Raw genomic sequence first — 13,808 nt, 5'->3', positions numbered from 1 at the left:
GGGCTAGTTCCAGACCTTGACGACGTTGTAGAGCGCATCCCGCTCGACCGCGACCTTGCCCGCGTCGCGGATCATGCGAAGGATCTGCTCCTGGGCCAGGCCGGGGGGGCTCTCGGCCTGCGCCATGTGGGCGATCTTCTCGTCTTCCAGCGTGCCGTTGACGTCGGACGCGCCGAAATTGAGCGCGACCGACGCGGTTTCCTCGCCGATCATGACCCAGTAGGCCTCGATGTGCGGGAAGTTGTCGAGGAGGAGCCGCGAGGCCGCGATGGTGCGGAGATCGTCCGTGGGCGGAGTCTGGCGCGGCACGAGCTTCGTCGTCCCGACCTGGTAGGCGAGGGGAATGAAGGTGAGGAAGCCTCCGCTCTTGTCCTGCTGCTCGCGCAGGCGCACGAGGTGCTCGACCCGCTCGGCCATGGTCTCGATGTGGCCGTAGAGCATGGTCGCGTTGGTCTTGATCCCGAGGGAATGCGCGATGCCGTGGATCTCGAGCCAGCGGTCGGCATCCGCCTTCCCGGTGTAGTGCAGTTCCTTCTGGAGCCGCTTGGAGAAGATCTCCGCGCCGCCACCCGGCATGGAGTCGAGCCCCGCCTTCTTTAGCCTTGTGAGCGCCTCGCGGGGCTCAATCTTCCAGCGGCGCCAGAGGTAGTCGATCTCGGCCGCCGTGAAGGCCTTGATCTGAGTCTCGGGCCGCGCGGCGTGGATGGCCCCGATCAGCCGCTCGTAGTACTCGAAGGGCCAGTCGGGGTGATGGCCGCCCACGATGTGCGCCTCGCGGGTGCCGGGCTTGATCATCTCCAGCACGTCCTCGATGGAGTTCTCGAACGCGCCCTCCTCGCCCTTCTTCCGCGCGAAGTCGCAGAAGGAGCACGACAGGACGCAGATGTTGGTCGGGTTGACGTAGCGGTTCATCACGAAGAAGACCTGCTCACCGTGCAGCCGCGACTTGGCGAAGTCCGCCATCCGCCCGAGACCGTGGAGGTCTTCGGTCTCGAAGAGCACGAGGCCGTCTTCGCGTGAGAGACGGGTGCCGTGCCGGACCTTCTCCCAGATGGGCAGGAGACGGGAGTCGCGAAGCAGGGGGGGAGCGGTCACGGCAACAGCCATTCGAGCCTCCGGTGATTAAGGTGGACCGACCGCTCGCACTGATTCTAAGTTTCGCCCCGCCGGCTGTCAACGAATCCCGGAGCTTTGGGGCAGTAGCGCGGTCAGCCGCGCTCGCGCTTCCGCCGCCTCAGCTCCAGGTGGATTCTTCTATCCGTCAGCCGCATCACGAAGGCTACGACGGCCGCAGCCGCGGCGAGGCCGAGCAGGGCGCCGATCGTGAGCATGTCGGCCGTGGTCGCCACGCCCCGGATCCCGAGATACGTCGTGGCGACCGCCGAGAGGAGCATGATGGCAAGCATCCCGCCCCGGTGGAGCCAGCGCTCCACCAGGAGCTCCTCCAGCGCTGTGTCGTCCTTGTCCAGCCACTCCGAGTCTCTCATCGCCCCCGGCCTCGGGATGTCCCGGCATTCTTGCGGTTCCGAGACTGAAGGTATAGGATGCTGGCCGACCGAGTCAACGAGACAGAGGGGGATGGGCCATGGGCAGTGTCGCCCGCGATCGGCCGCTCCGCGTCGAAGTCATCACATACGTCCCAACCCACTTCCAGCATTGACAGCACTGCGAGGTGACCTGGCAGGTCGCCGGGCTGGGTCAGAAGGTCCACAGGGAGCAGCTCGACGCCGGGCTCCCGGACGACCTCGCGGCCGAATTCCATTCCCTTTCCCAGTGGGCCCACGGGCTGCCTCACCGGTACGGATCGCGGGTGACGGTCCGGCTCGTGGATGCCGCTTCCATCGAAGGCTTCTTCAAATGTCTGGTTCGTGGTTTCAACCGGTACCCCGCATTCATCGTCGACAGCAGGAAGTACGTGGGGAACGATTTCGCCAAGGTGGATTCCCTGATCTCGGAGAGCCTGGCAGCCCGGCAGCCGGGACCGTGAAATGGGCGGAGGCCCCCCAAAATCTGGAAAGGAGGCGACGCGTCTCTTCGCGGTGAGGATCGGGCGGTGACCAACTGCCGCACATACATACAAGGAGAAGGCAGAATGAACACTCTGCTGGCCGTAATCATCGGGGCCGTGACCGTGTACCTCGCGTACACGCTCTACGCCCGCCGGATCGACCGCAACGTGATCCAGTCGGATCCCAAGCGGGCCACGCCGGCCACGCTGTACATGGACGGCGTAGACTTCATGCCGACCAACCGCAACATCCTCTTCGGCTACCACTTCAAGTCCATCGCGGCCGCCGGGCCTATCGTGGGCGCCATCGTGGCCGCGACCCTTTGGGGGTGGCTGCCGTCCATCATCTGGCTGGTGCTGGGGGTCTCGTTCATCGGCTGGGCCAGCGACTACAGCGCCATCGTGATCTCGGTGCGGAACGAGGGCAACAGCCTGTCCGCCATCGCGCACCGGCTGGTCTCCTCCCGCACGCGGATCTTGCTGCTGCTCTTCATCTTCTTCTATCTCATGCTGGTGACCGGCGCCTTCGTCAGCATCATGGCGCAGGTGATGGACTCACAGCCGCGGACCCACTTCGGCATCATCATGCTGGTCGCCATGGGGCTCCTGCTGGGCCAGATGCTCTACCGGTGGAAGACGGGGCTGGTGGGCGCCACGCTCCTTACCGTCGGTGTCACCCTCGTGGCGATCATGTCGGGCCCGTGGAGCGAGCCCGCCTTCCAAGGGCTCAACAGCTGGCTCAATGGGCTCACCGGCGGCGCGCCGCTGGTCACGTACTTCGACCCGACGCTGGCCGGTTTCAAGGGGGCCGAGGCCAAGATCATGCCGAGCCTCCTCTTCTGGGCCATCGCGATCTCCGTCTTCTGCTACGCCGGCTCGGTTCTTCCCATCTGGCGCATGGCCCAGCCAGTGGTCTACGTGGGCTTCTGGATCACCGCGCTCTCCATGGTGCTCGGCCTGGGCGGCGCCGCCATGGCGAGCTTCATCAAGCCGGAGGTCGCCCAGTTCCAGATCCCGGCCTTCAAGGGCTTCAATCCCCAGCTCGGGCCGGCGGGCATCATGCCGCTGTGGCCCATGCTGTTCGTGACCATCGCCTGCGGCGCGATCTCGGGCTGGCACGCGCTGTTCGGCGCGGTGGGCACGGCGCGGCAGATCGAGAACGAGGCTGACATGCTGCCGGTGGGCGGCGGCTCCATGTTCACCGAGTTCCTGCTCGGGCTGCTCGCCCTGCTGGCCGTGTCGGTTGGCGCCAAGGGCGCTCCTGTCGGCGCCTTCGCCAACGGGCTCGGCGGCTTCATCAGCGTCTGGGGCGTTCCGATCCAGTACGCCGTGTCGCTTGCCTTCGCGGCGTTCATCGTGATCGTGCTCGTGGTCACCCAGCTCATCTTCCGGGTCATGCGCATCACTCTCACCGAGTGGCTGGGCGACGTCATCCCGCCCTGCCGCAACCAACACGTGTCCTCGATCATCTGCGTCCTGCTGGCCCTCCTGCTGGTGGTGACGGGGACGTGGGTGTATCTCTGGCAGCTCTTCGGCGGCGCCAACCAGCTCATGGCTGCGCTGTCGCTCTTGCTGGTGACGGTGTGGCTGGCGTCCGTGGGAAAGAACTGGCTCTACGCCGGGCTGCCGATGATCTTCATGTACGTCACCACGGTGGCCTCGCTCTTGGTGACCGCCTACAACGTTTACTTCAACGTCTACCAGCCCAACCGGGAGGCCGGCCGCATGCTGCCCATGGTCGGCTCGGGGCTCATGGTCCTGGTGGCGCTGCTGCTCGTGGTCGCAGCGGTATTCATCGGGATTGACGGCTGGCGCGCCTTCATGAAGTATCTGCGCCGGCCGACGCCCGCGCCGAAGGCCGCGCCCGCGGGCGGGTAGCCGGCAGCCGCCGCGCGGCAATGTGCGCGCCTGGGGAGGATAGCCTCCCCCGGCCCACCGCCGGGCGCGAGGCCAGCGTTCATGGCGACTCGACCGTTCACGCACCGTCTGTCCGCCGGCTGGGAGGCGGTCAAGCAGTTCATGTACGGGATGACGGGCCACGAGTTCGCCCGTCACGCGCTGGAGATGCGCCATCAGCTGGAGGCGGTCTTCATGGTCGTCACGCTCGGCGACCTGATCGGCGTGCCGATACTGCCGCCCGTCTACTCGCTGCGCCTGCTGCCGTATGTAGTGCCCGAGATCGCCAGGTGGAAGCGCCACATGGCGAAGCGGCGGGAGTACTGGGAGAAGGAAGAGTATGATATGCACGGTGTCTAATCCAAGACAGGGAAAGGCCCATGGCTGACGAAAAGAAGCCCAAGAAGGGCGGGATCCTGAGCGTGTTCAAGGACATCGTGTACGGGATGTCCTCCCACGAGATGACCCGCCACGCCGTCCGCTCGCGGGCGAGCATGGAGCACCTCTTCATCCTCATCACCATGGGCGACCTCTTGGGAGTCCCGATCCTGCCGCCCTACTACTCTCTGAGGCTCCTGCCGTACGTGACGCCCCAGATCGCCTCGTGGAAGCGCCGCATGCTCCGCGAGCGCGACATCACCGACGTCCTCGGATAGCTTTCGGCGGGTAGACCCGGCCCTCACGAGTCGCCATGACGCCCGCGGGGCGGGCTTCGGAAGGAGGCACCATGTCGCTCAGAACCGTGTTCGAGAGCCAGCCGGACCGGCGGTACATCATGTTCGGCGGCAAGGGCGGGCTCGGGAAGACCACGCTCTCCGCCACCTGCGCTTTCTGGCTGGCCAGCCAGGGCAAGCGCGTCCTCCTCTTCTCCGTCGATCCGCAGGCCAGCCTCTCGGACATCTTCCAGAAGGATATCTTCGGCAAGGGCCCGGTGCCGATCATGCAGAACCTCTGGGCCCAGGAAGTGGACGCCGACCGGCGGATCAAGGACTACCAGGAGGAGATCCGCAAGAAGATCCTGGACATGTACGGTTTCGACCGCGTCCCCGAGGAGATCGACAACTACATCGCCGCCGCCTCCGCCGAGCCCGCCATGGAGGAGAGCGCCATCTTCGACGCCGTCGTGGACATCATCGTCCAGGGCGACTACGACTACTACATCTACGACCTGGTGCCGCTCGGTCACGCGCTGTACTACCTGTCCATGGCTAAGGTGTACGACGAGTGGATCAACAAGATCACCAAGCTCCGCGAGGAGATGCGCCAGTACGACCAGGTGGCGGCGACGATGCGCCGTGAGGAGACCATGGAGGAGGACAAGATCCTCAGCGAGCTCCTCTACATCAAGGAGCGGATCAACGCCTCCTCCCGCATCCTGACCGACAAGAGCCGCACAGCCTTCTTCTTCGTGCTGGTGCCGGAGGAGATGATCATCCTCGACACGAAGAAAGCCGCGGAGCTGTTCGCCAAGTTCGACGTGCCCCTCTCTGGATACGTGGTCAACCGGGTCCTGCCGCCGGACCTCGGGGCGGGCCGCATCCCCGAGTACCTGAGGAACCGGATCACGATGCAGCAGCGGTACATGAAGGAGATCCAGTCCACCTTCGGCGCCCAGATCCTGGCCCACGTGCCGGAAATGGAGCGCGACATCACCGGGCTGCCGATGATCGAGCGCCTGGCGAAGCGGCTCTTCGAGGAGGGGCCGAAGGCATGAGCGCCCAAGCCGCCGTCACGACCTCGATGCGCGCCTACCTGCAGGAGCACCCCTCGCTCAAGTTCTTCTTCTTCGGCGGCAAGGGCGGCGTGGGCAAGACCGCGCTGGCCGGGGCGGCCGCCCTCTGGCTCGCCGGGCAGGGCCGGCGGACGCTGCTCGCTTCGACCAACCCGGTCCACAGCCTCTCCGGTCTCCTCGGGCAGGACGTGTCGGGCGGCCACGCCGCCATCACCGGCGTGCCCAATTTCTGGGCCTACGAGATCGACACCCGGGAGACCATCGAGCGCTCCAAGAAGGACATCCGCGACAAGATCCAGTGGTTCCTCAAGTTCGCGGACATCTCGACCAAGGCCGACGACTTCGTCGAATCCGCCACCATGAACCCCGCCTTCGAGGAGTCGGCCATGTTCGAGAACATGGTCGACATGATGCTCAAGAACGAGTACGACGTCTACGTGTTCGACACCGCGCCTACCGCCAACGCCCGGCGCCTGCTCGGTATGTCCAAGGTCTACTCCCTCTGGGTGGACAAGATGCTCAAGTCCCGGGAGGAGGCGCGCACGCTCCGCGAGATGCTCTCCTTCACCAAGAAGAAGGAGGACGACCCGCTCCTGCGGTACCTCCTCCAGTTCCGCACCCGCATGGGGCAGGCGCGCCTGCTCCTGACCGACGCCCAGCAGACCGCCTTCTTCTTCGTGACGCTCCCCGAGGCCCTCCCCATCGCCGTCATCACCCGCTTCATCGGCTGGTTCCACGATTTCGGCATCCCGGTGGGCGGCGTGATCGTGAACATGCTGCTGGACCGGCAGGCGCTCGGGAAGGACGTTCCCGAATTCGTCCTCAACCGCATGGAGATGCAGGACGAACACATGAAGACCATCTGGGAAAAATTCGACGGGAGCGTGCGCGCCGTCGTGCCGCTGTTCGACCGGGAGGTGCGAGGGGTCGACATGCTCCGCGAGGCGGCCGGGAAGCTCTTTGAGTGAGCGGCCAGGAGGGCGTGTTCTTCGAGGATTTCGTCGTCGGGCAGGAGTACACCTCTCCCGGGAGGACCGTCACCGAAGCTGACATCGTCATCTTCGCCGGGCTCAGCGGCGACTACAACGTGCTCCACACCGACGCCGAGCACATGAAGACCTCCATCTTCGGCGAACGGATCGCCCACGGGCTCCTGGGCCTCGGCATCCAGCAGGGCCTGGCCTCGCGGGGAGAGCCCGCCGCGGCGCACGGCCTTCTCAGCGGCCTCAAGTGGAAGTTCAAGGGCCCGATCAAGATCGGCGATACCGTGCTCGTCCTCTCGCGCATCGCCGCCAAGAGGGACGGGCCCGACGCGGGCCGCGGCCTCGTCACGGTGGAGCGGCGGCTCGTCAACCAGCAAGGCGAAGTCGTGCAGGAGGGCGAGACCGAGCACGTGGTGGAGCGCCGGAAGCCGTGAGCGGAGCCGCCGTCCAGCCGGCGCAGTGCTACTTCGAGGACGTGGAGAAGGGCGTGCCGCTCGAGACCCCCGGCGTCACGCTCACCGCCGCCCACGTGACCCTCTTCTCGGGCGTCACCGGAGATGCCGCCCTGCGGGATCCGGGCGCGGTGCCCGAGCTCCTCCCGCTCTGCCTGTCCTCGGGCCTGGGCTGGCGCGTGCCGCGTCCGCCTCTGGCGGTGCTGGCCTTCATGGGGTTCGAGTGGCGCTTCCTCCGGCCGGTCAGAGTCGGCGACACCATTCATAGCGTCTCGCGGACGCTGACCAAGCGGAGCATGCGCGAGGGCGGGGTGGTCATCGAGGAGCGCCGCATCGTCAACCAGCGTGGCGAGACCGTGCAGTCGGGCAAGCTGACGCTGCTCGTCGCGCGCCGGCCGGCCGCCTGATGGGGACGCAGCCGCGGGTCCTCATCCTCACGGCCTCGTACGGCTCGGGGCACGCCCGCGCCGCCGGCGTTCTCGCCGACGAGTTCCGCCGGGCCGGAGCGCTCCCGACGGTCGTCGACCACTTCCGTGACCTCGTCCACCCGAAGTTCGACCAGTGGAGCCGCGCGCTCTACTACACCATCCTCCGCCGGGCGCCCGCCCTCTGGGGCGGGGCTTACTGGTTGGGCGATCAGATCAGCGTCTCGTCGCCTTTCATGCTGGGGTTCAATCGGGTCGGTGCGCGGAAGCTCCGCCGGCTGCTGCGCGCGCAGCAGTTCGACCAGGCGGTGTCGGTCCAGCCGACGCCCGCGGCGGCGCTCTCGTACCTTCGCTCACGCGGCGAGCCGACTCCACCGCACACGACGGTCTTCACCGACTTCGTCGCGCACACGCAGTGGATCCACCCGCACGTGGACCGCTACTGCGTGCCCGCCGAGGAGATCGCCCACGAGCTGACGGCCAAGGGTTTGCCGCGGGAAGGCGTGGTCGTGACCGGCATCCCCGTGGCGCGCGAGTTTCTCCAGCAGCCCGACCGCGCCGCCGCGCGCCTCGGGCTGGGGCTCTCGCCCCGGCTGCCGGTGCTGCTCTTCATGGATGGTTCCGGCGGCGGCTTCGGCCGCCTCGAGGAGGCGGCGCGCGCCGTCCTCGGCATGGAGCAGTCCTTCCAGGCCGTGTTCGTGGCCGGGCACGAGCGGGGTCTCGAGGCGCGGCTGAGACGGCTCGCGGAAGGGCGCGAGAACCGGGTCAAGGTCTTCGGATTCGTGGATCACATCCGCGAGCTGATGGCGGCCGCCGATTTCCTCGTCACCAAGGCCGGCGGGCTCACCCTCGCGGAGGCGCTGGCCGCCGAGCTGCCGGTCATCTGCTTCGGCTCGCTCCCGGGGCAGGAGGCGCGCAACGAGCGATTCGCGGCCATGGCGGGCGTCGGACTCGTGGCGGGGTCCGGGGCGCAGCTCCAGCGGGTCATCGCTGCCGCCCTGCGCGACCCGGTGCTGCTGCGTGACATCCGCGAGCGCATCGGGCTCTACCGCCGGCCGCGCGCCGCCCAGGACATCGTCGGCCTCGTGCTCGGCGACCAGAGGCTGGCGCGCGAGCGCGCATCGTGAGCGCGGCGGCCTGGCTCCTCGCGGCGCCGGCGCTCTGGGCGGGCTATACCTGGGGCTCCCACGCGCTGACGTTGGGGAGCGTGTGGCGTGGGCCGCGGGCGGGCCTGAAGGTCGCCCTCACCTTTGACGACGGCCCCGATCCGGAGCACACCCCGCGCGTGCTGGACATCCTGGCCGCCCACGGCGTGAGGGCGACCTTCTTCCTGATCGGCGAGCGGGTGGCTCGGACGGGCGCCCTGGTCCGCCGCATCGCTGCCGCGGGCCACGATCTCGGCAACCACACCTGGAGCCACCGGAGCCTCTGGCTCGCGGGACCTCGGGAGACCGCGCGCCAGGTCAGCCAGGGGCACGAGGCCATCTCCCAGGCCGCCGGCGCGCCGCCGCGGTTTTTCCGCCCGCCCTGGGGCATGACGAACCTCGCGCTCTTCCCCGTGCTGCAGAGGCTCGGCACGCCGTGCGTGTTCTGGACGGCGCAGACGGAGGGGCGGCGCCCCGCTGCGCCCGCCCTGCAGGTGGAGCGCGCTCGAAGACGCGTGAGGGCCGGGGCCATCGTGGACCTCCACGACGCCGACGGCGTGCCCGGCGCCGGGCCGCGCCTCGTCGAGGCGCTGCCGGCGATGATCGGGATGCTGGGAGCGGAGGGCTATTCGCTGGTTCCGCTCAGCGACCTGCTGTAGAATCGCCCGCACCTCGTTCATTCGACAAAGGAGTCCAGTGATGGCTACCGACCCCCGCCGCAAGAGCCGCGTCCTCCTCGAAGGCGCCGACCGCGCCCCGGCCCGAGCCATGATGAAGGCCGTGGGCTTCTCCGACCAGGACCTGGCGCGTCCGCAGATCGGCGTCGCCCACTCCTGGATCGGGACGATGCCGTGCAACTGGAACCACCGGAAGCTCGCCGAGAAGGTGATGCAGGGCATTCGCACGGCCGGCGGCACGCCCATCGAGGTCAACACGATCTCCATCACGGACGGTATCACCATGGGCACCGAGGGGATGAAGGGCTCGCTCATAAGCCGCGAGGTGGTGGCGGACTCGGTCGAGCTCGTGGCCCGGAGCCACATGTTCGACGGCATCGTGACCATCTCCGGCTGCGACAAGACCATCCCCGCCATGGTCATGGTGCTCGGACGGCTCAACATCCCGGGCCTCATGCTCTACTGCGGCTCCATCATGTTTGGGCGCTGTGCGGGGACCACAGGCCCGTTCGCCAACCGCAACCTGACCATCCAGGACGTCTTCGAGGCCGTGGGCGCCTACAACGCCGGCAAGATCTCCGCCGAGGTGCTCAAGGACGTGGAGGACCACGCCTGCCCCGGCGCCGGCGCCTGCGGCGGCCAGTTCACGGCCAACACCATGTCGACGGCCTACGAGATGCTCGGCATGTCGCCGATGGGCTGGAACGGCATCCCGGCCATCGATCCGCGCAAGGAAGAGGTCGCCGTCGAGTGCGGCAAGCGCGTGATGGAGCTGGTGAACAAGGGGATCACGCCGCGCTCGCTCGTCACACGGCGGAGCTTCGAGAACGCCATCGCCGGCGTCCTTGCCACCGGCGGCTCGACGAACGCCGTCCTCCACCTGCCGGCGACGGCGAGGGAATTCGGCATCAAGCTCTCCATAGACGACTTCGATCGCCTGTCGAAGAAGACGCCCGTGCTGGCCGACCTCAAGCCCTGGGGCAACTACACGGCGCCCGAGATGTACGACGCGGGCGGCATGCCCGTCGTAGCGAAGCGGCTGCTCGAAGCGGGGCTGCTCCACGCCAACGAGAAGACCGTCACCGGACGTACGATCGGCGAGGAGGCGCAGGCCGCGCCCGAGACGCCGGGGCAGCAGGTGATCAAGTCCCTCAAGCAGGCGCTCAAGCCCACCGGGGGGATCGCGATCCTTCGCGGCAACGTTGCCCCGGGAGGCTGCGTCATCAAACTCTCCGGCCACGCACGGTACTCCCACCGCGGCCCGGCGCGGGTCTTCGAGCGGGAGGAAAACGCCTTCGCGGCGGTCAAGAAAGGCAAGATCAAGCCGAACGACGTCATCGTCATCCGCTACGAAGGCCCCAAGGGCGGTCCCGGCATGCGCGAGATGCTGCAGGTGACGGGGGCGCTCCAGGGCGCGGGGCTCGGGGACACGGTGGCGCTCATGACGGATGGCCGATTCTCCGGCGCTACGCACGGCTTCATGATCGCCCACATCGTTCCGGAGGCCGCGGAGCGCGGGCCGATCGCCGCGATCAAGAGCGGCGACATCATCCATATCGACGTCAAGAAGCGCCGGCTCGACGTGGAGATCTCCGCCGCGGAGATGAAGAAGCGGCTGGCCAAGTGGAAGGCACCCAAGCCCCGCTACACGAGCGGCGTCTTCCACAAGTACGCCAAGACCGTGTCGAACGCCTCCGAGGGCGCGATCACAGGCTGAGAGCGGCCGATCGCACCAACGCAGACGCCCCAAGGGCGTAGATGACATAAAGCCTATTCTCAGTCATCGCCTTGGCAGCGAGAAGCTCCAGGAGCGGCTCGCGAAGCTGGCGGGCGGCGTCGCCATCGTCAAGGTGGGGGCCGCCACGGAGACGGAGATGAAGGAAAGGAAGGCGCGGGTCGAGGACGCCCTCAACGCGACGCGGGCGGCCGTCGAGGAGGGCATCGTGCCCGGCGGCGGTGTGGCGCTTCTCCGGGCCTCGAAGGCCCTCGAGAGCCTCAAGCTCTCCGGCGATGAGGCGACCGGCGCCAGCATCGTGCGGCGTGCCCTCGAGGAGCCAATCCGGCAGATCGTCCAGAACGCCGGGCTCGAGGGCTCAGTCGTGGTCGAGAAGGTCAAGTCCTCCAAGGACGTGGCGCACGGCTTCGACGCCGAGTCGAACGAGTACGTCGACATGATGCAGGCCGGGATCATCGACCCGACGAAGGTGGAGCGCGTCGCGCTGCAGAATGCGGCGTCGATGGCATCCCTGCTCCTGCCGACCGAGGCGATCATCACAGACCTGGCGGAGGAGGAGCAGGCGGCCATGCCCTCCATGCCGCACGGCGGCGACTTCTAGCCCGTCGCCGAGGTGGCCGGGCGCCGGCGCCTGACCTCGATCCTTCGCAGCACTGCGGCCTCCAGAGGGACTGCCCCTCGGAGGCCGTCGTGCTGCCGATCGTGATTATCCGTGCCCATGTTCCGCTTTACGTTCTCCGCTCACGCCTTCATCTCAGGTCACCGCACTACGACCGTGTCGGGGGCCCCTCGAAATCAGAGTCGCGGGTGACGAGGGTCGCCCCGAAGCGCCGCGCCGTCGCGTCCACGAGCGAGTCGGCCATGGCGAGACCATGGGCGAGAGACAGGTCGGCCGCCTCCAGCGCGAGAGGCTCGTCCACCGGCGCGAGAGCGTAGAGAACATAACGCCCGTTCTCAGTCATGGCGCCGCCTCGCCCGAGGGTCTTCCCTCGGGGTCTGCCTTGTCACAGATATGCCGATAATCAAAAAGTGTCAGCTGAGCAATCCGACTGCATTGCTTTTATTCGGCAGGCCTCGGATCGGAAGGGCGACGGTAGGCGAAATCGATTGCGTAGATTTTAGATCGCCAGGCATCCGCGACGTAAATTTGTCCATCCGCGCCGAAGAGAATGTCGGAAGGCGTATCCAATGGCTGATTTAAAAGCCCCGGCGGATTCGCGAGTTTATCGATTTTATCGCCATCAGGGGAATAAATCGGAATTTGAGCGCTATCCAAGCTGAGCAACCAAAGATAACCCTTGGGGTCCACATAAAGGCGCGTATCCCGGGTGAACGCATTCACGGAAAATGATTTGTTGGAGCGGGCATTCGATCGGATCACGTAAATTCTTTGAGAGACTCCATCCAGAATATAAATATTTTCTTCCTTATCTAAACCGACGTCAAAACTTTCGATGGGAATCGCCCCTTCGCCGAACGAATGGTCGAACTGGCGAATGATTTCGGCGCTCTTGGAAAACAGCAGCACGGCTTGACGACCGATGTCGATGACCACTACGGAATCATCGGGTCCCAGCGCGAAACGGGTAGGTGCTCGAAGGCCCCCACCGAAGTGTCTGACCAGACGCCCCTCAAAATCGAATGCACCCAAAAAACCTTTCCGCCAATCGGAAACGATAATTCTATTCTCGGAATCGACAGCCATGTCGGTGACGTCGAGGGACTCATGCGTGTCCGGATGATAAAATACGAATTCCTTCGGCGGCTTGCCCTCCGCGTCTAAAATATGCAGTTTCCGCAAATCGGGCTCATACCATAAGAACCCTTTGTTCCATAGAGCCGCTTTTGGAATCTGAAAATAGGTGTATTCGCGTTTGTGCGCGGAAGATGGCATTCCGATTGCCTTGAGGATTTTCCAGGGATGATGCGTGTCCAGACCGAAAAGGAAAATACTTTCCGCGAGCGTAACTGACACAATGACCCCATATATAAACGTTCCCGCCAATTGAGACGGTCTGGAGGGATGTCCATCTTTTAAAATAGCCGCAGATTCGCCGTGAGGATTCGGAAGCGTGGATGTTGAATCAACCGCCCGCGTCTCGATGGCCGTTTTCGAAAACCAGACCTCAACAATCAGCCAACCGATCGTTATCCAGAAAATGCCGGTAGGCAGAGTGTGCAGCCAAAGGACATATTGATCCGGGAAATGCACGACCGGAAGGGAGCCAAACAGAATCTGCGGGTAAACCTTCCAATAAGCCACCGCCACGGCTATGCCGCCCGCGAGTGAATACGTCAACGCGGCTCTGAAAGACCCGAAAAACAAGAAAGGCAGCACCCAGATATAGTATTGCTGGGCGACGTTGGTGAGCAAGAAATACAGAAGCAAAAACGGCAAAATAATCAGTTGCAAGAGATTGAGATGTTTCCATTTTGACAATGAAACAATCACAAGCACGGCTAATAGAAGGGGAGGTAAGAAAGATGGAATCTTGTCCGGATGAAGATTTGGCAAAAACGTGTCATGCAAGCCTCGCAACACCGCCAACCAGCCTAAAGTTCCCTCGATGCCTGTATAGGTTAACGCTTTTAGGAGCGCGACGGGACTGGCGATTAGACTGAAGTTCCTTCCTTCTTCCAGCGTGATTATCCTGTCGGATTATGCATTTGCGGTCTCCGACGATGTTGGTTTTCTGACTACGCGTTGATCGTCTCGATCAGATCGAGCGCTTGTTTCTGTTTGAGGTTCGGCCTC

At 65.3% G+C, this 13,808-nt stretch carries 15 protein-coding genes and 1 pseudogene; 12 read left to right on the top strand and 4 right to left on the bottom strand.

What is annotated here, in order from left to right; translation table 11 throughout:
* Positions 1 to 3 precede the first annotated feature (3 nt).
* Both mqnE and Q7W02_26070 read right to left on the bottom strand, forming a co-directional pair.
* A complete protein-coding gene (mqnE, locus tag Q7W02_26075) occupies positions 4 to 1,107 on the bottom strand; it encodes an aminofutalosine synthase MqnE (GenBank protein MDO8479600.1) in 1,104 nt (367 codons plus the stop codon).
* A gap of 101 nt (positions 1,108 to 1,208) precedes the next feature.
* Positions 1,209 to 1,487: a hypothetical protein gene (locus Q7W02_26070; GenBank protein ID MDO8479599.1), complete on the bottom strand. Its 279-nt coding sequence runs from the start codon at positions 1,485 to 1,487 to the stop codon at positions 1,209 to 1,211.
* Between the two features lie 185 nt (positions 1,488 to 1,672).
* Here Q7W02_26070 and Q7W02_26065 point away from each other — a divergent pair, with 185 nt between their 5' ends.
* The 12 genes and pseudogenes from Q7W02_26065 (at position 1,673) to Q7W02_26010 (ending at position 11,654) form a co-directional block, all read left to right on the top strand.
* Positions 1,673 to 1,987 (top strand): hypothetical protein, encoded by a 315-nt coding sequence (locus Q7W02_26065; GenBank protein MDO8479598.1) that lies wholly within the window; start codon positions 1,673 to 1,675, stop codon positions 1,985 to 1,987.
* 105 nt (positions 1,988 to 2,092) lie between these two features.
* A complete protein-coding gene (locus Q7W02_26060) occupies positions 2,093 to 3,886 on the top strand; it encodes a carbon starvation CstA family protein (GenBank protein ID MDO8479597.1) in 1,794 nt (597 codons plus the stop codon).
* Positions 3,887 to 3,967: 81 nt separating this feature from the next.
* The gene (locus Q7W02_26055) at positions 3,968 to 4,264 is read left to right on the top strand and encodes a hypothetical protein (GenBank protein MDO8479596.1); all 297 of its coding nucleotides are present in this window, start codon (positions 3,968 to 3,970) and stop codon (positions 4,262 to 4,264) included.
* Positions 4,265 to 4,284: 20 nt separating this feature from the next.
* Complete coding sequence (locus Q7W02_26050) at positions 4,285 to 4,560, top strand: hypothetical protein (protein MDO8479595.1); 276 nt, start codon at positions 4,285 to 4,287, stop codon at positions 4,558 to 4,560.
* A gap of 71 nt (positions 4,561 to 4,631) precedes the next feature.
* Positions 4,632 to 5,618, top strand: a complete 987-nt coding sequence (locus Q7W02_26045; protein ID MDO8479594.1) for a TRC40/GET3/ArsA family transport-energizing ATPase — start codon at positions 4,632 to 4,634, stop codon at positions 5,616 to 5,618.
* The gene (locus Q7W02_26040) at positions 5,615 to 6,604 is read left to right on the top strand and encodes an ArsA family ATPase (GenBank protein ID MDO8479593.1); all 990 of its coding nucleotides are present in this window, start codon (positions 5,615 to 5,617) and stop codon (positions 6,602 to 6,604) included. The genes Q7W02_26045 and Q7W02_26040 overlap by 4 nt, the downstream gene beginning before the upstream one ends.
* Entirely contained in the window at positions 6,601 to 7,053 is a 453-nt protein-coding gene (locus Q7W02_26035) for a MaoC/PaaZ C-terminal domain-containing protein (GenBank protein MDO8479592.1), read from the top strand. Before Q7W02_26040 ends, Q7W02_26035 begins: the two co-directional genes overlap by 4 nt.
* Positions 7,050 to 7,478 (top strand): hypothetical protein, encoded by a 429-nt coding sequence (locus tag Q7W02_26030; GenBank protein MDO8479591.1) that lies wholly within the window; start codon positions 7,050 to 7,052, stop codon positions 7,476 to 7,478. Before Q7W02_26035 ends, Q7W02_26030 begins: the two co-directional genes overlap by 4 nt.
* Entirely contained in the window at positions 7,478 to 8,623 is a 1,146-nt protein-coding gene (locus Q7W02_26025) for a glycosyltransferase (protein ID MDO8479590.1), read from the top strand. Before Q7W02_26030 ends, Q7W02_26025 begins: the two co-directional genes overlap by 1 nt.
* Positions 8,620 to 9,300, top strand: coding sequence for a polysaccharide deacetylase family protein (locus Q7W02_26020; protein ID MDO8479589.1), 681 nt, complete (start codon positions 8,620 to 8,622; stop codon positions 9,298 to 9,300). The genes Q7W02_26025 and Q7W02_26020 overlap by 4 nt, the downstream gene beginning before the upstream one ends.
* 40 nt (positions 9,301 to 9,340) lie before the next feature.
* On the top strand, positions 9,341 to 11,035 hold the full coding sequence (ilvD, locus tag Q7W02_26015; protein ID MDO8479588.1) for a dihydroxy-acid dehydratase: 1,695 nt from the start codon (positions 9,341 to 9,343) through the stop codon (positions 11,033 to 11,035).
* 79 nt (positions 11,036 to 11,114) lie between these two features.
* Positions 11,115 to 11,654: pseudogene (locus tag Q7W02_26010) on the top strand (TCP-1/cpn60 chaperonin family protein).
* A gap of 166 nt (positions 11,655 to 11,820) precedes the next feature.
* On the opposite strand, the gene Q7W02_26005 reads toward Q7W02_26010, so the two are convergent.
* Together Q7W02_26005 and Q7W02_26000 are read right to left on the bottom strand one after the other, a co-directional pair.
* Positions 11,821 to 12,015, bottom strand: coding sequence for a PIN domain-containing protein (locus tag Q7W02_26005; protein MDO8479587.1), 195 nt, complete (start codon positions 12,013 to 12,015; stop codon positions 11,821 to 11,823).
* Between the two features lie 98 nt (positions 12,016 to 12,113).
* Positions 12,114 to 13,595 (bottom strand): hypothetical protein, encoded by a 1,482-nt coding sequence (locus tag Q7W02_26000; protein MDO8479586.1) that lies wholly within the window; start codon positions 13,593 to 13,595, stop codon positions 12,114 to 12,116.
* Positions 13,596 to 13,808: the final 213 nt, after the last annotated feature.

It is taken from the genome of Candidatus Rokuibacteriota bacterium, from assembly GCA_030647435.1.
Taxonomy (GTDB): domain Bacteria; phylum Methylomirabilota; class Methylomirabilia; order Rokubacteriales; family CSP1-6; genus AR37.
Note: the sequence above shows the minus strand (reverse complement) of the source record. Positions and strands in the feature narration are given on the sequence as shown.